The following is a 19,396-nucleotide window of genomic DNA, read 5'->3' as shown; positions in this document are numbered from 1 at the left end:
TTGATAGAGTGCTTTTGCATCATCCTCCTCAAACCTGTCTGAAATTATAATGCCCGAATCAGACCCAGCGACAAACTTGACTAGCATTATGCCTCGATGGTTGGTGGTGCAAATTGCTGTTCTAAACTTGTTCCTTACATTTTTCGTATTGTTCGGTAGTCTGCTTTGGCAGAATACTATTTTTTCACCTATAGGTAGGGGACTGGTGATTCTCTGTGTATCCATTTCGCTGGGCATATTCTCATTTGTTCTTTATCCGCATCCCACAGACACCAAAGTTGACTTTAAACTGGGTTTACGCTTCGTCGGCCCATTGGCGGTCACGGTAGCTCTATTTTTATTTTTGAATAGAATGATGCCGCATCCAGTCGAGTGGAAGCCATTCTTGTTTGAGTCAATTATATATGATGGTGTTGAGTATAAGCTCGTTTCATCGACCACAATAGAATCTACGGAAAGAGGCGTTGAGTGGTGTCGGATACTGGATTCGAATAACGATTTGTTGGGCTTTGCCATTCGTTATAATCCGAATGAAACTTCTAAAACATTTAAATTAAAATTTAGCGGAGATGATCGGGACAAAAGAGTGCCAGTCTCTGCTCATCGGAATTCCGAATACTTAGAGATAAGCTCTAGTTTAAATTAAACACAGGTCTATAGAGTAATAATGAATTTATTAAAGATAACCTATATTTGTTTCTTCGCTTTTGTCTTTTCCCTTCTGTCTGCGAGTGACCGAACGTTAGTACTGACTCACGAAAACTCAGGTTGGATCGGTAAGTTCTACTACGCGGTAGCATTGAAATTCATCGACGTCGAGAGCCAGCGGCTTATAGACATGGTCAATGGAACTGACAAAGAGGATGTGAAAATGATTGTAATTTCTAGGATCGAGCTAGAAGGCGAAGATTCACTCTTTAGGATTTTTGTAGTGAAGAAGGATGTGTTGAAGACGACGGTTTATGCCGACTCACTTGAGATAAAAGAATCTGAATATGCATCAATTAATAATTGGTTTGAAGCTAAGTTGACTACCCGACTGACTAAGCTTATTAAGAATAAAGAAAATCAGATTTTGAACTCTCAAAGTCTTTTGAAGAGGATATCAGTGCTCTGAATCTACACGTCGCCACTATCGAAGATGCTGCTGATAGAAATGCTGCAGAATTGTACGTGGGTGCCATTTTATCTGAAGCAAACATCAAGCACGCATCGACACAGCAATACGTGGCTGCGTATCGATCAAATGAAATTCAACGATCTATCGCGATATTGTCTTCACGATACGGCCAAATGTTAGCGAGTGATTATACGGGGCATGTTTTCAAGCCGTCTGGTGCTGAAGTGTCACCGTTGGAGGTAGTGAGAGACAGAGAGTTGTTTGAGGACGTTGAGATCCATGCTGGTTCTGAGCCCGATCGAAAATATGCCGTAACATGGAAAGGCGCTGAGGCTAGACTGGTGCCACATGATACCGAGGTCGATATCGTGACAAAAATCGGGGAGATCGATGTGAAGAAAGATTTGAAGTTGAGTGAGGATTATCTTCGATCGGCACATATGAACGTCGATATCTTCTAGATTATGTCTGATGAGTCATATGCGTTTCTAACTTAATCTGAGATTTCATATTTACTGAGTTTGGCTTTGTCTTGTAGTATTGTAGTATCCGCATCGCTTATCGCGCTTGAGGATCCACCTTACTAAAAGATCACTATCTGTTTTAAGCGCTGATCGGGTGTAATTACATTCGGTAGCATCCAGTGACTTCGCGCAGTATTACTTTCACTTTTTGCAGGTTATGAGTGTTCCACCGATTGCGGGATATTTGGAGTCTTTTTTTGAAAGGTGCCCAATGAGGGCCTTCAATTAGCCCCGAAGCGAGGGGGATATCGCTTTCAATTGCCTCATTCTAATTGAGCTGCTCGAGGCGCTAACCTAACTATGTCAGATTGATTCAGACGTACGCAAAAAAAAGCCCCCGCGGTGGCGGGGGCTTGAATGGTGCTGAAGCTGCTTAATTGGAACTGGACTAAGGAGCTTGTTCGACCGCTTGCACGCGGATGAACTGACTGCCTACGGAGAAGTCGAGTGTGACGGTTGCCGTATCACCTGCGTTGGTGAAGGGCTGAGTCAGATCGGTGGTGCTTTGCACCTGCACTTCGAAGGTTGCACTCTGGTTCTCGGAGTTGAGCTGCATGACTTGACCGTCAATCCGTAAGCCTGCGACGGGCACATCGCTTAAGCCATATGCGCTGGGATCGCTGAGCACGCTTTGTTCGCCGGCGGTGTAATTCGCGTTGAGCTCGCTCTGTGTGAACAGGTCATACTGGCTGGGATTGCTGGTCACTGCATCCTTGCCGGCTTGGGTGTAGGTCTCCGCGACGGGGCCGCTTTGATCCGCGATGTCGGGATTGGTGCCGATGAGCGCTTCTTCGGCGTCCGATAGGCCGTCGTTGTCACGGTCGGAAACCGCAAGCACACGGCCGTCGGGAATCGAATCATAGCGAGTGTCACTATCGACTTTGGCCATTCCGAAGCTTGCAATATAGTTTTGCAAGGCCTGCTGGTCGGTGATGCCGAGCGTGGTTTTGATGTAATCCTGACTGGTGTAGGAAGCTGCACCGAAGCCGTAGCGGAAATACTGATCGCCTCCGTCTGCATTAAAAGACGGTAAGACTAGATCCACTGTGGTGCCGGGAACGGGAATGCCTGCGATGATGAGTGCTGTGCCATCGTTGAGGCGAGCTTCGATGACGCGTTGCCCTTGCTGAGTGATGACTTCATTCTCGCCGTCCAATACCAATGGCTGACGGGTAATGTCGTAGGTCACCGTCATACCTGCAAGTTGGGGGAAACGGCCGGTGCCATCACCGACACGTAGCGGATCCACCCCGGTGCCGGGATCGTTGTCGATGGTGCGCGAGAGGGCATTTTCAAGCACTAGCTTGAGGTCCGCCGTCGTGACATTTTCCACCACCGAGACGAAATTTCCGAAGGGTGAAACATCGAAGGTATCGCCCACGCTGATAGCGCCAACGGCGATGTCGGAGCGAATGCCACCGCCATTGGCGATCGCAATCTGTGGCAGGTTGACATCGAAACTGGCAGCACGTTCTTGGGCTGCAGCCAGCAGTGCGTCGGCGACCAGGTTGCCCCCATTTTGCTCTTGCGAGCGAATGAGGTCTGTATCTGTGCCGCCAACAATCAGACTGTCGGTGGAGCCAATGATTTCACTATCGATCGCATGGGTGAAGGCGACGACTTTATCGATGACTTCGCTTTCGATAGTGGGATCGAGTGCATAACCATTTTCCGCATCGACGCTGTCGGCCACAATCACTGCGGGGCCAGAGCTTAGATCGACGCCGAGGAAGTGATTGTCTGCATCGAAGCGTAGCGTGAGGCGCCCTAGGTAGCCGTAGTTACCACCAGTCGTTGCAATCGGGATACCATTGGCGTAAGTCGGATAGCTCAGGCCCACTTCGTTATAACTGTCACTGGGCACCAGACCACTGTCGGCCGCATTGCCCGGAGCGGAGGCTCCGTAAACTGCTCGTGGTGACAAGAGCGCAGTCGAGCCCAGAATCTCGTCACCGCCGCCGGCGATGATCGCATTGACATCGGCAGAGAGCAGTGAGGCGAGTGCCTCGTCTTCGGCCACACCCTGCAAGTGTGAGATCAGGATGATGGCGTCGGTGCTGCTCGCCAGTGCGGCTGCCTCGGCGTTCACAGCTGCGGCCACTTCAGAAGCAATCACTGCTCCGGGTGAACTAATGAAGGGAAGGTTTACGGTGGTGGCACCGATGAGCCCGATGACCTTATCGCCCTGAGCGGTGCTGACGGTGATGGTTTTACTTTTCACAATATCACCAGTGTTGACCAAGGCTTGCAGCGCAGGCTCGCCCGTGAAATCCAAGTTAGCGCTCAAGTAAGGCACCGCGTTGGTGGTTTGTGCATCTTCGATGAATGCGGCCAGCACTTCGGGACCGAAGTCAAACTCATGATTACCAATTGCAATGGCGTCGTAACCGATATGACTCAGAGCCAGTGCGTCGTAATAAACCTGTGGCTCGCTATCAACGCTGGCTTGAAACTGCTTCCCCGCGAGGAAGCTATCGCCGGCATAGACTACAACCACGCCGTGATCGACGGATTGGTAGAAGCTACGGTGGGCATCGATTGCAGTCTTCATTCGAGCTACATTGCCGTAGTCAGGGAACGAACTGGAGTATTCCGGCAGCTTGGACTCACCATCGTTGTGGTGTAAGAGTGTGAGATTCCAAGTGCTGTCGGCTTCCAAATCGATTTGATAGGCGGTGAGCGATCCGCTCACTTCGCTTGCGACCAGTAGCAGTGCATGACCATTTGGACTTTCAGCCGCAGGCACAAAGGCGAAGCCTTCTGGACCGATGTCGCTGGACTGTTCCGCATCGACTGTGAAATCACGGTCGTTGACGTAATCGATAAAGAGCGGCGAAGTTGGGTCTGTGATGTCGTAGATCATCACGCCACCCACACGCTCAAGTGCGACAAAGGCGATCTGACGTCCGCCGATTTCAGCTATTTGAACGGCTTCAGGTTCTGGGCCCTTATTGTCCGAACGATCATCAATTGCGTTGTCATCATTGCTGGCATTGAAATGATCGGGCAGGAATTGAGCTGTGATACGTTCAAAATCGCCGCCGGAATCAAAGACCAGTTCTCCGGTCGATGCATTCCAGATCGAAAAGGAACGCGCGCCTGCAATTTGTATCTGATCCACGTCGCCGTCATTGTCCAAGTCGCCACCAAAGGAGAAGGTGCCGACATCACCGAGGCCCGAACCATCCGTGAGGATGTCGCGATTCGGGAAGATGGTTTCATCGAGAATCGCATCTTGTAGATCCGCCTCATCGCCCAGGCCATTGCCCGGGTAATCACCGAACAACTCTGGATCACGACCATCGCCTTCATTGGCGGTCACGATGTAGGTCTGACCATTGACTGTGTAGGCCGACATCGCATCGGGCATATAGAGACCAAAGAAAGGCTGAGGAACGATGTGCACCGCATCATCGTTTTTCTCGGCATCCAGCGCATTGACTAGCAGTGAGTGATTCTTCGCACCCAGCGGGAAAATTCCCGTAATGGTATCTGTCGCAAGGTCGATGGACAGGATCGCATTGTTTTCCTGTAGGCCAACGTATGCGGTGCCACCATCAGGTGCGACTGCGATATATTCAGGCTCGAGGTCCTGTGCGACCGATGCGGCATTCGGGTGAATGCGCACCTTAGCTGTTGTGCTCAAATCGACCGGTGCTTTAATCTCGGCCAGGCTCGCTCCCAGCGCCAGTGAACCACCTGGCTCGAATACGCTGAAGTCAAGTTGAACGGGTGTGCCCGGTGTCACCGAAGCGCCCGCTCCATTGATGGGAATGATCGTGACAGAACCTTCGGGGTTAAAATCAGGAGTGCCGCCACCCGTTAAGTTATCCGAGGCCTCTCCTTCATTGGCGACCAGCACCTTGAGCCCGTCGGGGGTGAAGGTCAGCATATCGGGCAGGTAGCCCGCATCAGCGGTTGCGACCGGGGCCACCGGACCTTCGTCCAAGCTCGCGGCTGCGTCGTAGAATGCGACGATCCCAGTTTCGTAGACGGTGTCCGCTTGCAGGGCCACAGCTACAATGCCGTTCTTAACTGCAACGCTGTTAGGACTGTAAGCCTGGCCATCGATATCGGCGAAACTCAAGCTTCCGATTTTAACTGGAGTGGCTGGATTGGATAAATCGATCACATCTACGGAGTGATCGTGGGCGTTGGTGACGAATACACGTTGTGTCGCGGCATCGTAGGCGGGGATCTCAGTGGCCGAGCCATCGAAGATGCCCGATTCGTAAGAGCCCAAGCGAGTCATGCGAACGGGGCTATTGAGCGAAGCAGCATTGCTGACGACCGCGAAGCGCGCGCCATCGGCATTGTGATTCAACTCGGCCCAGACTTTGTTTTGAGTGGTATCCACGCCTGCACTTGCAAGTGCGGCCGCTGCGGTGGGGCTGTCATAAATATTAGCCAAGCGCGCATCCATCCATGTGCCGGATACGGGATCGTAAACAGCAAGCGTCAAAGTCGACTCATCGATGCCCACAGTTTCCGCATAGGTCATTTCCAACCGGTAGAGTTCACTTTCTTCACCATCAGGTGTATTCGCCAGACCATCCAATACGAGGATGTCTCCAAGCACCTGTGGGTCCGATGTGCCATCCAGCCAGCTGAAATCAACCAGCGCACCGAACTCCACCAGTTCAGGTGTGACGCCCGCGTCTGGCACAGTCATTTGACTTTCAAAAACGTCATTAGTGCCGGATACGATTTCAACCTGAGTTCCATTCGGCGAGGTGCTGGTGAGCCCGGCATAGTCCGCGTTTGGTTCGACGAAGAAACGATCCCCTTCCGTGGAATACACCAACCGATCCGACAGCACCCAGTTCGGAATCCATGCATCGGTGGTGTAAGGATCTGGGGCCTCGCTGCTGTAATGGTTAAACACAATTTGTGGTCCGTCCACTTCAACCACGCAATAACTGACACGACCGTTCATTTGTACGACCTGCCCCTCATTATCGCCCTCCGGCATTTCGAAGTTGTAATATTTCTCACTATTGGAGCCCACCAGAATATGGTTGAGCAGCACTTCGCCCTCTGTATCCAGTGCAACACTACGACTGTATTGATGATCGTGGCCCACTAAGATGGTATCGACGCCCGCTTGCGCCATTCCTTTTAGTAACTGCAATTCGAATTCAGGATCACCACTGGCGCCTTGAAAGATGCCATCGCGCCCCTTTCCAAAATAAGGCGCGTGCTGCACCAGCACGCGGTGGTCTGCCCCGGATGCGGCCGCTGCCGGCAATGCGACCGATTGCAACCAACCGATCAACTCGCTTGGAGCCACGCCATATAGATCCATCGAGATCACAAACATATTGTTGAATGTGAAATAGTAGCAAGTGCCAGGTCCCTCGACTAATAAAGGATTCGTCGGCAGAGGAAACTGCGCGTCCCAGATGGTGCTATCGTTGAGTTCGACCGGTCCAAACAGAGGATCGTTCACCGCGCTGGTGGATTCCGTTTTAACATCGTGATTGCCACGCTGAATATAGATCGGAATGCCCGCGTCGTAGATCGGCTGTGCCACGCTTAGCCACAGCGCATTTTCTTCAACCGTCCCCGTGTCCGTCAAATCGCCGACACTTATAATCATATCGACACCGTGGACATTTACGAACTGATCCACCACCGGAGCCATTAAGCGCGTGGAGACATCCGGATAAGCGGCGGCCCCCTGGGTATCCGTCATCACCCCATAGCTCCAGGATTCAGCCGAGGCAGTTAGTGCACCAAGCGACAGAGAAAGTGTAGCCAGACCGATGCTGGAGAGTGATAGTTTCCTATCGCCTGAGAGACGAGACATTCGAATTTTCCCGGCAGGAAAAGCATCGATGCTCGAATGAGAGATGAATGATTTGTAGCGCATGCGTAGCTGTTCAGTAGTATAGTTATATTTTTATATTTAGAGCTGCCTGAATGAGGCAGGGAGGTCCCTGCGAAATCGATCCAAAGTCGCTTACGCACAAAAAACAAACGTTCACATGTAAATTTACGGGAACACAGTTACAGCCCTGCGACATTGTCAAAACGCCAAGACAGGTCGTCACCTTTCCTCAATGTTGGAAGAGTTACTCTTGTTTAATTAACGTTATGTTTGGCGCGGCGCTTCTGCCAGAATCATGCAGGTCTCCGGCAAAGGACCCCGGTTCATAGAACCGAGGATACCTTCGGACTTTGTCGCGACCTCGCGCTAGCGAGGTCTTTTGGCGAATCGTGGCTTCAATTTTGAAGGTTGGCTCTTACCATTGCATGAAGAATCATGTTGGTCTCCGGCCGCACGGCCCCGGTTCATAGAACCGAGGATACCTTCGGTCTTTGTAGCGACCTCGCGCTAGCGAGGTCTTTGGGTGAATCGCGGCTTCAATGTTGAAGGTAGGCTCTTACCATTGCGCGAAGAATTATTTTGGTCTCCGGCAACGGCCCCGGTTCATAGAACCGAGGATACCTTCGGACTTTGTAGTGACCTCGCGCTAGCGAGGTCTTCTGGTGAATCGTGGCTTCAATGTTGAAGGTAGGCTCTTACCATTGCGCGAAGAATTATGTTGGTCTCCGGCAACGGACCCCGGTTCATAGAACCGAGGATACCGTCGGACTTTGTAGCGACCTCGCGCTAGCGAGGTCTTCTGGCGAATCATGGCTTCAATGTTGAAGGTAGGCTCTTACCATTGCGCGAAGAATTATTTTGGTCTCCGGCAACGGCCCCGGTTCATAGAACCGAGGATACCCTCGGACTTTGTAGTGACCTCGCGCTAGCGAGGTCTTCTGGTGAATCGTGGCTTCAATGTTGAAGGTAGGCTCTTACCATTGCGCGAAGAATTATGTTGGTCTCCGGCAACGGACCCCGGTTCATAGAACCGAGGATACCTTCGGACTTTGTAGCGACCTCGCGCTAGCGAGGTCTTCTGTTCAGGTGGATCAGGCAGGAATTGCTTCGGCTGCGTCTTTTTCGACCTTGAGGTTGTCGATGATGAACTCTTGGCGTTCGGGTGTGTTTTTGCCCATGTAGAAGGTGAGCATTTCCTTAATCGTCATGCCCTTGGGGATGATTACGGGGTCGAGGCGAATGTTTTTGCCGATGAAGTGTTGAAACTCGTCGGGGGAAATTTCACCGAGCCCTTTGAAGCGCGTGATCTCTGGCTTGGGTTTGCACTCTTCCATCGCGGCGCGGCGCTCTTCGTCGGTATAGCAGTAGCGGGTGACCTTCTTATTACGCACGCGGAAGAGGGGTGTTTGCAAAATATGCAGATGCCCTTGTTTGATCAGTTCGGGAAAGAACTGGAGGAAGAAGGTGATCAGTAACAGGCGGATGTGCATGCCGTCGACGTCGGCATCGGTGGCAATGACGACGTTGTTGTAGCGTAAGTCGTCGAGGCCGTTCTCGATGTTGAGTGCATCTTGCAAGAGGTTGAACTCTTCGTTTTCGTAGACGACTTTCTTCGTCAGTCCGAAGGAGTTGAGCGGCTTGCCTTTTAGTGAGAAGACGGCCTGAGAGTTGACGTCGCGCGCCTTGGTGATGGAGCCGGAAGCGGAATCGCCCTCGGTAATAAAGAGGGTGGAGTCGAGGCGGCCGTCCTTTTTGCTGTCGAGGTGGATACGGCAGTCGCGCAGTTTTTTATTGTGCACTTTGGCCTTGCGTGCGCGTTCGCGGGCGAGCTTTTGGATGCCTTTGAGTTCCTTGCGGTTACGTTCGGACTCCTGAATTTTTTTACCTAGAATTTCGGCGGTTTCGGGATTGCGGTGTAGGTAGTTGTCGAGCGCCTGTTTCATGAAATTACTCATGAAGGTGCGGACAGTGGGACCTTTGGGGCCCATGTCGGTGGAGCCGAGTTTGGTCTTGGTCTGTGACTCAAAGACGGGCTCTTCGACTTTTACGCTGACTGCGGCGCAGATTGAGGTGCGGATGTCGACGGCGTCGAAGTCCTTTTTATAAAAGTCTTTGATGGTCTTGGCTAAGGCCTCGCGGAAAGCGGCGAGGTGGGTGCCGCCCATGGTGGTGTGCTGGCCGTTGACAAAGGAGTAGTAGTCTTCGCCGTAGGAATCGTTGTGGGTGAAGGCGATCTCGATGTCGGTGTCTTTGAGATGGATGATGGGATACATGGGCTCGCCATCGATTTTATTGTCCAGTAGGTCGTGAAGGCCTTTGTCGGACTTAAATTTTTTGCCGTTGTAGACGATGGTCAGGCCACTGTTTAGATAGGCGTAGTTCCAGAGCATGTTTTCGACGTAGTCGTCGCGGAAGCGTACGGCACCGAAAATTTCTGGATCGGCGTCGAAGCGTAGTGCGGTGCCGTCTTTAGACTCGCTGTCGTCGCGGTCTTTGAGATCTTCGGAGACGACTTCGCCTTGTGAAAAGCTGACGCAACGAGTTTTACCGTCGCGGTAGGCTTGGATTTCGAATTCGGAAGAGAGGGCGTTAACGGCCTTGATACCGACGCCGTTGAGGCCGACAGACTTTTTGAAAGCTTCGGAGTCGTACTTCGCACCGGTGTTGATTTTGGAAGCGCAGTCTTTGAGTTTGCCGAGGGGGATGCCGCGTCCGTAGTCGCGGACGGCGACGTGGGTGCCATCGATGTTGACTTCGATCACCTTGCCGTTGCCCATCACGAATTCATCGATCGAGTTGTCGATGACTTCTTTGAGGAGGATATAAATACCGTCGTCGGAGGAGGAACCATCGCCCAGTTTCCCGATGTACATACCGGGGCGGAGGCGGATGTGTTGTTTCCAGTCGAGGGATTTGATACTATCTTCGTTATATTCGGCGGACATTTATTTGTGGATATGAAAGTTGGCGGAAATTGAAAGTGTGAAAATCAGAAGTGCTGGGGCCGCTGGTGATGACAATTCTAGGCAGCTGCCGGGGCGCTTATGCAGGCTCGATCACTTCCGTGACTGGCATGATTTTAGGATCTTCGGTCAGTTCTTGGGCCTGTGCAGTGCGTTTGGCTTCGAAATGCTTGAAGAAGGCTTCTTGAGCGCTGAAGAGTTGGGCATCATTCTTACGCGAGGGCTTATGATAGGAGCCGTTGGAGCGCAGGATTCGGGCGTTACGCGTATCTTTGAGATAGGTTTCAAGCAGGTCGAGTATGCGGGCGCGATGATCGGGGTCTTCGATTGGGAAGATGGCCTCGATGCGGCGGTAGAAGTTGCGTGGCATCCAGTCGGCGCTACCGGCAAAAATATGTGGTTGGTTGCCGCTGCTGTTTTCGAAGTAGAAGATTCGGCTGTGCTCGAGGTAGCGCCCGAGGATGCTGCGTACGCGGATGTTGTCGCTGACGCCTTTGATGTTCGGCACCAGGTTGCAAATGCCACGTACGATGAGGTCGATTTTTACGCCGGCTTGTGAGGCACGGTAAAGATTGTCGATGGTCTCTTGGTCTACGAGGCTATTGGTCTGCACAATGATGCGTGCGGGCTTGCCTGCCTTGGCGTTACGCGTTTCGGCGCGAATGTGTTTCTGCATGTTACTATGCAGGGTGAAAGGTGCGACGAGAAGCTTCTTGAAACTCGGAGTGAGAGAGAAGCCGGTGAGGGTGTTAAAGAGGCCGGCGACCTCACTGGTGATGTCTTCCTTACATGTAAAAAAGCTGAGATCGGTGTAGAGGCGGGCGGTTTTGGGATTGTAGTTACCGGTGCCGAGGTGGACGTAACGACGTAGAATGGTATCTTCGCGGCGAACGACCATGCAGGTCTTACAGTGGGTTTTGAGGCCGACGAGGCCGTAGACCACGTGGACGCCGACATCTTCGAGCTGGCGTGCCCATTGGATGTTATTGGCTTCATCGAAGCGTGCTTTGATTTCGACCAGCACGGTGACTTGCTTGCCGCGGCGGGAAGCATCGATGAGAGCTTTAATAATTGGAGAGTCACCCGATGTGCGATAGAGAGTCTGCTTGATGGCAAACACATGGGGATCGCGTGCGGCTTGATTGAGAAAATCAATAAAGGGCTGAAAGCTCTCGTAAGGATGGTGCAGAAGTATGTCCTTGGTTGCGATTTGCTCGAAGATGCGTTCCGGATTCTCGAGTTCCTTGGGTACGTAGGGCGTGTGGTGGGGGAATTTTAGGTCAGGACGATCGATTAGGTCGTAGGCGCTCATTAGGCGGAAGAAATTGAGTGGGCCTTCGATGGTGTATACGTTTTCCGGCTGTAGCTTGATCGCTTCGAGGAACTCTTGCATGAGTGCCGGATCGGCCCCTTTAGCGATCTCCAAACGCACGGCAGCTCCCTTGTGCATGTTCATTAATTCTTCTTCGATCTTGCGCAGGAGGTTTTCGACTTCTTCTTCGTCGATATAGAGATCGCTGTTGCGAGTGATGCGGAAGGGCACGGAGGAGGTCACACGATAGCCAGGGAACAGGCGCTTAATGAAGCGCTGCACGATATCGCTGAGAAATACATAAACTTCGGGCTTACCACGGCGAGTGACGCCGACTTTGATAATTCGGGGCAGCACCCGAGGGATGGGAATGATCGCCATCATGCGCTCGATGATACGTGTTTCTGGGTCGTCGATGGAGGCGAGAATGTAGAGCGCCTTATTGGTCAGCTGCGGGAATGGGTGAGCGGGGTCGATCGCCAGTGGTGTGAGCACGGGGAAGATCTGTTCCTCGAAGTAGGTCTCCACCCATTTCTTCTCGTTGCGGGTTAATTCGTCGATACTGGAGAATAAAATGTCGGATTTCTTTAGACCTGGGACGATTTGCTGCTCCCAGCAATCGTACTGATCCGCGACCAGACGCTTACAAATACTATGGATACGGCGAATTTGCTCTTTAGGGCCGAGACCGTCGGGACCGCGTTCGATTGCGCCGGATTTGACTTGCTGGAGTAGGCCTGCGACCCGGATTTCGAAGAATTCGTCGAGGTTCGAGCTGACGAAGGCCAGGAACTTCATTCTTTCCAGCAGTGGATATTCAGTCGACTCAGCTTGTTCCAGCACACGCCGATTGAAGGCCAACCAACTCAGTTCGCGGTTAAAATAAGGAAAACGGGGATGTGTGTGTGTCGTATTAGCTGTGCTCATCATCTATAGATTTTGGGACCATGTGTGGGTTCAGGCCTTTAAGCAAGCCAGAGCCCGTCTCCATGCTGACTTTTAACATAGAATCCTGCCCAATATTTTAGGCGAGACCCTAATTGAATTGAAGAATAAACCTCAAGAGTGTTGCAATCATTGAAAAAATGGCTGAGCGTAAGACTGCAACTCATTATATATTATGAAACTATCACACATTATTACACTTCTCATCGCTGCACTCTTCTTTTCTGGCTGCGCGTCGAACGATAACGCATCCATGACTGAAGAAGCTGCGCCTGCTACAGGTTCTTCGACCATGGGCAATGACGGTGCGACGCAAAAGACCGCATATGAGGGCTCGACGGGGTCGGGGCTACTGATGGAGCGTTACAAGTCTGGCAATATTGAAGGCTACCGTGACTAGTCTTCAGCAGCACGCTGATCTTTCAACGTCGTTCCTGTTCCGGGGACGGCGTTTTTTATATTTTGGTGAATAAGCCTATAATTTTAATTTCCGGCTTTCGCAGCGACGTTTTACTGATAGCTCTTGTGGCATGGAAAATTTAACTCCAGCCTCTCGTCGCCAATTTTTAAAACTGTCCGGACTTGCTGGTGCGGCTTCATTTTTATCGAGCTCTGCTGCGGTCGCTTCAGCGTCGACTGCGGGGCGAGGTGCGGAGCACTCGTCAGGACAGGCAAAAAACGTCATTTTTCTAGTGGTGGATGGCTTGTCTAATGGCACTGTGGGCCTGGCTCACCATTGGAAATTGCGACACCAGCAGACGCCATTAAATTGGATGCAGCTGTTTGAACGCGAAGATCTGCAGCGTGCGTATCAGGATACTGCTTCGGCGAGTTCGCCAGTTACGGACTCTTCGGCGGCCGCCAGCTCCTGGGGCTGTGGTCAGCGCATTGACAACGGCGCGGTCAATGTAGACGCAGCCGGGGAATCGCTGAAGCCTATCTTTAGCTACGCGAAGGAGGCGGGTAAGGCGACTGGACTGGTGACGACTTGTCGTGTCACGCATGCCACGCCGGCAGGTTTTGCGGCCAATGTGCCTGAACGTAACATGGAAGATGAGATCGCTCAGCAATATTTAGAGCGCGAGGTCGATGTTATTCTCGGTGGCGGGGCACGTCATTTCACCCAGAAGCGTGAAGATGGCAGTGTGATTCAATATATCCCACGCTTTGTGGATAAGGGCTACACGTATGTGAGAAACCGCACAGAGCTGACCGAGGCCGCTGCGGGGCAGGGGCCTTTGATCGGTTTATTTGCAAAGAGTCACATACCTTATGCAATTGATCGTGAAAATCAGCAGCCACGCGAGGACACGCCTAGCTTGGTCGATATGTTTCGCGTCGCGTTAGCCCGGCTGGATCGGGCTAAAGATGGTTTTGTGCTACAAGTCGAAGGAGGGCGTGTGGATCATGCCGGGCACGCCAATGATGCAGGAGCCATATTACATGAGTTTTTGGAGTTTGATGCCTGCATTCCTCTTGCATTGGAGTATATTGATGCGCACCCAGACACGATGTTGGTGATTACGACAGATCATGGCACCGCAGGTTGTCAGCTGAACGGCGCGGGGGCTGGTTATAAAGATAGTGGCCCCGCACTGGACCGAATCAATCAACTGAAATACAGCTTCGAATGGCTGCATTCACGTCTGATGGAGGCAAAGAAGTTTGATCCTAAGTATGTCAAAATGGCCTTCGGCATCGATGCGACTCCCGAGCAGGCGGCCATCGTTCAACGTGCGATTAAAGCAAAAGCGAAATATTTAAGTGGCGCCTTTATCGAAGCCTTTGGTGCGCAGCTTCAAGCGATGACTGCAGTCGGTTGGACTTCGGGGAATCACACTTCGGAGTGTGTGGAGCTGTTTGCCTTCGGTCCCGGTTCGGAGACTGTGCCTGCATTTGTTCGAAATTATGAGCTGTTTGGAATCCTAACAAAGTCACTGGGCATTCAGACCTCGTAGCTTCTGAGTCGGTGCGGGGTGAAATTCACAGCCCGCAAAGTGCGTCCACTTGCTGTCGCTTCGGCAGTGCGTCGCGTGCACCTGTTTTTAGGCAGGTCAAAGCTGCGGTGGCGCAGGCGCGTCTGAGATTTTCGCGTAGCGGCATGCCTTGTGCGAGTCCTAGTGCGAAGGCGCCGTGAAAGGCATCGCCTGCTCCGGTGGTGTCGACGGCTTCGATGTCGAAGGCCGGCATGTGGTGCTGGCCCTCCTCATCTTGCCAATAAACACCCTCAGCGCCCCAAGTCACTGCGGTGAACGGTGCCGCACCGTCCAGTGAGGCCAGTGCCGAGCGTGGCGCGTCTTCTCCACTAAACTGACGGGCAAATTTCTCTGAAGTGATCAAGTAGTCGACCTTGTTATAGAGCAGTTGAGTGCCGTCGTTAATCGAGCCGGCATCCAACACACTGGGTATGCCCAGACTCCGTGCCTCGTCTACCAGCTTTAATGAGAGGAGTGGTTGGTGACCATCGACCAATAAGACACGGGCGGGGCTGCTGTGCAGGCTTATGCTGTCATCGGGGGCGAGTGCACTGGGTGCACGATAATCTATAATCGAGCGTTGGCCGTCTGGCTTAATGGTGACAGCAGCCACTGGGGTGGGGGCGGCGGCGCGATGGATGCCGCTGCTTTGGACGCCTGCTTCGATCAGCTCTCGCAGGTGGGCTTCACCAAAAGCGTCGCTGCCTAAATAGCCGGCAAAAGCGGCATTGCCTCCCAGGCGTGCGATCGCCACGGCCGCGTTGGAGGCGGGGCCGCCACCGCAGCTATGCATCGACAAAGCACGCACTTTTTCGTCCGTTCCGGGGTGGTGGGGCGCTGTGAAGTTAATGTCGACACAGGCGTAGCCCACGCAAAGCACATCAATGATGGGGGAGTTTGTTGTCATAGCGAAAACTGTATAAAGAGCGCATACGCATAGACGGCGAGTAGTCCGGCCGCCACTAATTTGGGTAATTCCTTGAGTAGTTGTAGGCAGAGCAGGTGCACCAGTGCGAGCGCGGATAGGAATAGCAGGCCGTCTAGTAAAAAAGTCGGCAATGCCAGAGGTTTGAAGATCGCGCACAGAGCGAGGCAAAGCGGCATGCAGATATGAGCGTCGCTCAGTTGCGAGTGGTAGACCGCGTCCGCACGTTGTTGGCGCGCGTAGTGCCAGGCTAGCATTGCATTGGGCAATAGCATGAGTGCTCCCGTGAGCAGGCCTAGCTGCAGGATGCTGAAGAAGCCTGTTTCTTGTGCCATGAGCGTCGTGACGATACCATCGACGGCGAGTAGGCTGATAAAGCCACCGACTAAAATGAGTAGGCCATCGAGCAAGCTCAGAGGGATACTTACAGTGCTTGCAGCAGGTGTTCGTTTGAGCGCTTGAAAGATTTGTAGGCATTGCCACAGGGCAAATAGACCTAGTAGAGCGAAGCCTTCGTTACGATCGATCTCGCCATCTTGCCCCAGCTGCCAGGTGGCCAGGCTTAAGAGTATGAACGTGACACAATTCAGTATGAACGGGCCGCGGATTGCGGGGGATGCTGGCGACGATTTTTTGCTTTGTGAGTCCGGAATGAGTTTAAGCCCCCAGATGAGCGCGGGTAAGGCCAGCATGAGGCTGAGACTCGTGAGATTATTTGTCCATAGGTTGAGGGGGATGGCTTCGGTGGGGCCGTCGATTCGGAGCAGCAGCCAGACTAAGCATAGGTTTCCCCATCCCGTGGCATAGGGCAGTAAACCGGCACTCAGGACGGCACTACTGCGGCCGCGTTGCGCCATCGCATGCAGACGCCACAGAATGAGCCCTGAGCTAAGAGTATAGAGCGCAAGCAAAGTCCAAGGAGTCCAGTCTCCCGCGAATTCAGCGATCTTTGTGTGTAAATATTCCAATCCGCCAAGCTGTGTCGTGGATACGTGAATCGCAAATAATTATTCATTTCCAGGGGCTTCATCAATGAAGCCCCTAGGTCTTAGCCTGCACAGCAAGACTTTGTGGTCTGCTGGCGGCTTTTCCAATACGAGAAAACCAGCAAGCCGATCAGCAATATACCGGTGGCATGTTGCCAGAGGCTGGGGTGCATGCTGCCGTGCGCGTGCATGGCGCTGGCATCGGCATCTTGCTTGAGGGCAGAGTTTAATAACCAGCCAGCCAGCCAAGAGATCAGCAAGAGGCAGAGTAGGTAGATCGCGGTGGCGCGCCGGCCGAGCATCTTCCATACGGTGACGATGGTGGCGGTATTCGTTGCAGGGCCTGCAATCAGAAATACCAAGGCTGCGCCGGGCGAAAGCCCCGCTGCCATGAGTGCATAGGCCATCGGGATGGAGGCGGTCGCACATACGTAGAGTGGTAGGCTGATCGCTGTCGCGAGTAAAAAGGCCAGCGGGCCAGTGCTAAAGGAGCCACTCAGTAGGTCGGTCGGCAGCAGGGTGGTGATCAAGCCAGCCAGCACTAGACCGATGATCAAGGATGTGGCTAAGTCGGAGGGCAAGGTGACGAAGCCGTAGCGGAGTGCATCTATCGGCTTGCGCTTGGGAGCGGGGCGACTGCAGCAACATGTGTCTGGCTTGGCAGTGGTGTCAGTTTGGTCTTCGGGGGCGGTCCTGATTAAGGGGCCGGTGGGCAGTCCCATGGTCGGGGTGTGCGTGGGGGGCGCCAGTGAGAGGGCGGCAAAATTTGCACTGTTCGGCACCACCACAGGCTTTATTGAGGCGGCGGGGGTGCTGGGCGTATCTTTACAAAAGAGCTCAATGATGTAGCCCGTTACGATTCCTGTTACAAAGGCGACAGCGATGCGCACCATGGTGAAGAGTCCACCGAGCAGGGCGTAAGTTGCCAGAATGCTGTCGATGCCCGTCTGCGGGGTGGAGCTGAGGAAAGAGGCGGTGGCCCCGCGAGTGGCTCCACTTTTGCGCAAGGAAGCGGCGACTGGAATGACTGCGCAGGAGCACAGGGGCATCGGCACACCTAACACACTGGCTTTGATGACGCCGCCCAGTCCAGGTTTTCCCAGCCAATGTTGCACGAAGTCCTTGCGTATCAAGATATGCAGCAGTCCCGCAAAGGCGAAGCCGAACAATAGATAGGGGGCCATTTCGGCCACCATGTCCCAAGTATTCCGGGCGAAACTTGTGATAAAGTTATTCATCCTTGAGTCAGAGATCAGAGATCAGGCAACAGAAGCTAGTCAGCGCTCATCTGTATTCTTGATTGGATTCACGTTTGAGTTTCCTTGCTCGTCGTCCGCGTCAGATCCAGACAGACTATATCTGGCTGAGCAGTTCTTTGATCACATCCTGTGAAGAGTAACTCATAGTGTCCCAATTCACAAAACGGCTGAGCTTGGTGACATCATCACCACTGGTCACCATGGCTGGCTCCTCGCCGCCGTCTTTATATTTTTGTGGCATGCCGATGGCTGCCATCAAGCCATTGCACAGGCATTTGCGACCGACCGTATCTTCTTCTTTGCCGCCCTTTTTGATGTAGTCTTTGACCGGTTCGGAGGGGCAGCGATAGCCGATGGTGGCATCGGCTTTTTTGTAAGGATGACGCAGGTAGCATAGGTCGCAAATACGCTTGCGCGATTCATAGACCTCGGGCTCGAAGAGGGTGCCCTCCAAGTTGACGACTTTAAATGGGAAACCTGTCGGCGAGCCGCGTGAGTCGGTGAATATCTTGGCTTCACCGTTTTTCACTTTTTCGAGCACACGTTTCTTGATGGATGCATCAAAGCCAGACTCATCACAATAGGCGAAGGCTGTGCCGACTTGGATGCCGGCCGCACCAGCGGCCAATGCATCTTTTAGCCCCGTTTCGGAGGAGCCGCCGCCTGCGAGCCAAAAGGGGATGCCCATCTTGCTGAGCTGAGCCAGGTTGGCTTCGTCCTTGGGGCCATAGATCGGTTCGTCATTTTCGTCCAATTTCATGCCGCCGCGTGGCGGCGCATTGTGGCCGCCAGCGATGTGGCGCTCGACGATGAAGCCGTTGACTTTCCCCGTCGATTTTTTAGCCAAAGTGAGGGCTAATACATTGGAGGAAATAATGGGAAAGAAATCGGGCCGCTTGAGCTGCGGCAGCTCGAAATGTGGCAAGTGAGAGCGAATCCACTGGAGCGGATCGAAACGGGTATAGTAAGCATCCTCTTTGTCGGCGTCTTCTACGTTGATACGCATCTCCACTGGCTTCCACTCTGCTAGCGAGTCCAAAATACCAGGAATCGTGCGAGGAATGCCGGCTCCCATCAGGACGTTGTCCACGCCCGCGAGCATGGCGCCAAACATGGAGGTCAAATTGGGCAGTTGAATCTTTTCCAAATAATTCACGCCGACATGGCCATCGTGCCCTTCTTTGGCGAGGAAAACTTCGACGAAGTTCGCCGCGATCGCCAGGTCCACGACATGTTCGTTGGGATCGATCCGGAAGCCCGAGATGAGACGGAGTGGTTTATCGTTTTGTTCCGCTTCCGATCTAAAGTAACGGGCTAAAATGCGCTCGGCGACTGCAGGCACGGGGAAGGCGGCCAAGCCACGTCGCATGTGACCGCCAATGTCACCCAGTTGTAAACGTCGCACCATGACAGAGTCTAAGGCTGTGCCAGAGATCACGCCTAGTTGTCCGGCGGCTGCAACTGAATTTGCGAGTTTCCAGTCAGATACACCCGCACCCATACCGCCTTGAATTATTTTTGGAAGAAACATAGTTTATCTAGTATTTGAGACCTTA

At 52.9% G+C, this 19,396-nt stretch carries 12 protein-coding genes; 5 read left to right on the top strand and 7 right to left on the bottom strand.

Annotated elements, in window-relative coordinates:
* The first annotated feature begins 49 nt into the window (after positions 1–49).
* The 3 genes from SH580_RS06945 to SH580_RS06935 all read left to right on the top strand — a co-directional run bounded on the left by SH580_RS06945 (position 50) and on the right by SH580_RS06935 (position 1,581).
* A complete protein-coding gene (locus tag SH580_RS06945) occupies positions 50–646 on the top strand; it encodes a hypothetical protein (RefSeq protein WP_319834290.1) in 597 nt (198 codons plus the stop codon).
* 21 nt (positions 647–667) lie between these two features.
* Positions 668–1,117, top strand: a complete 450-nt coding sequence (locus SH580_RS06940) for a hypothetical protein (RefSeq protein WP_319834289.1) — start codon at positions 668–670, stop codon at positions 1,115–1,117.
* A 155-nt stretch (positions 1,118–1,272) separates the two neighbouring features.
* Entirely contained in the window at positions 1,273–1,581 is a 309-nt protein-coding gene (locus SH580_RS06935; RefSeq protein WP_319834288.1) for a hypothetical protein, read from the top strand.
* A gap of 451 nt (positions 1,582–2,032) precedes the next feature.
* Here the strand turns inward: SH580_RS06935 and SH580_RS06930 are convergent, their stop codons facing one another.
* The 3 genes from SH580_RS06930 to ppk1 form a co-directional block, all read right to left on the bottom strand.
* A complete protein-coding gene (locus SH580_RS06930) occupies positions 2,033–7,453 on the bottom strand; it encodes a choice-of-anchor I family protein (protein ID WP_319834287.1) in 5,421 nt (1,806 codons plus the stop codon).
* Positions 7,454–8,565: 1,112 nt separating this feature from the next.
* Positions 8,566–10,419: a DNA topoisomerase IV subunit B gene (locus SH580_RS06925; protein ID WP_319834286.1), complete on the bottom strand. Its 1,854-nt coding sequence runs from the start codon at positions 10,417–10,419 to the stop codon at positions 8,566–8,568.
* A gap of 97 nt (positions 10,420–10,516) precedes the next feature.
* Complete coding sequence (gene ppk1, locus SH580_RS06920) at positions 10,517–12,679, bottom strand: polyphosphate kinase 1 (RefSeq protein WP_319834285.1); 2,163 nt, start codon at positions 12,677–12,679, stop codon at positions 10,517–10,519.
* A 190-nt stretch (positions 12,680–12,869) separates the two neighbouring features.
* Between ppk1 and SH580_RS06915 the strand changes: the two genes are divergently transcribed.
* Together SH580_RS06915 and SH580_RS06910 are read left to right on the top strand one after the other, a co-directional pair.
* Positions 12,870–13,094: a hypothetical protein gene (locus tag SH580_RS06915; RefSeq protein ID WP_319834284.1), complete on the top strand. Its 225-nt coding sequence runs from the start codon at positions 12,870–12,872 to the stop codon at positions 13,092–13,094.
* Between the two features lie 130 nt (positions 13,095–13,224).
* On the top strand, positions 13,225–14,652 hold the full coding sequence (locus SH580_RS06910) for an alkaline phosphatase (protein ID WP_319834283.1): 1,428 nt from the start codon (positions 13,225–13,227) through the stop codon (positions 14,650–14,652).
* A 25-nt stretch (positions 14,653–14,677) separates the two neighbouring features.
* On the opposite strand, the gene SH580_RS06905 is transcribed toward SH580_RS06910, so the two are convergent.
* From SH580_RS06905 to SH580_RS06890, 4 genes are all read right to left on the bottom strand, one after another.
* Positions 14,678–15,577, bottom strand: a complete 900-nt coding sequence (locus SH580_RS06905) for a PfkB family carbohydrate kinase (protein WP_319834282.1) — start codon at positions 15,575–15,577, stop codon at positions 14,678–14,680.
* Entirely contained in the window at positions 15,574–16,563 is a 990-nt protein-coding gene (locus SH580_RS06900) for a sodium:calcium symporter (RefSeq protein ID WP_319834281.1), read from the bottom strand. Before SH580_RS06900 ends, SH580_RS06905 begins: the two co-directional genes overlap by 4 nt.
* A gap of 80 nt (positions 16,564–16,643) precedes the next feature.
* On the bottom strand, positions 16,644–17,819 hold the full coding sequence (locus tag SH580_RS06895; protein WP_319834280.1) for an SO_0444 family Cu/Zn efflux transporter: 1,176 nt from the start codon (positions 17,817–17,819) through the stop codon (positions 16,644–16,646).
* A 115-nt stretch (positions 17,820–17,934) separates the two neighbouring features.
* Positions 17,935–19,371, bottom strand: coding sequence for a nitronate monooxygenase (locus SH580_RS06890; protein ID WP_319834279.1), 1,437 nt, complete (start codon positions 19,369–19,371; stop codon positions 17,935–17,937).
* Positions 19,372–19,396: the final 25 nt, after the last annotated feature.

It is taken from the genome of Coraliomargarita algicola (assembly GCF_033878955.1).
GTDB classification, from domain to species: Bacteria; Verrucomicrobiota; Verrucomicrobiia; order Opitutales; family Coraliomargaritaceae; genus Thalassobacterium; species Thalassobacterium algicola.
The sequence above is the reverse complement of the archived record's forward strand: the minus strand, read 5'-3'. Positions and strand labels throughout refer to the sequence as shown.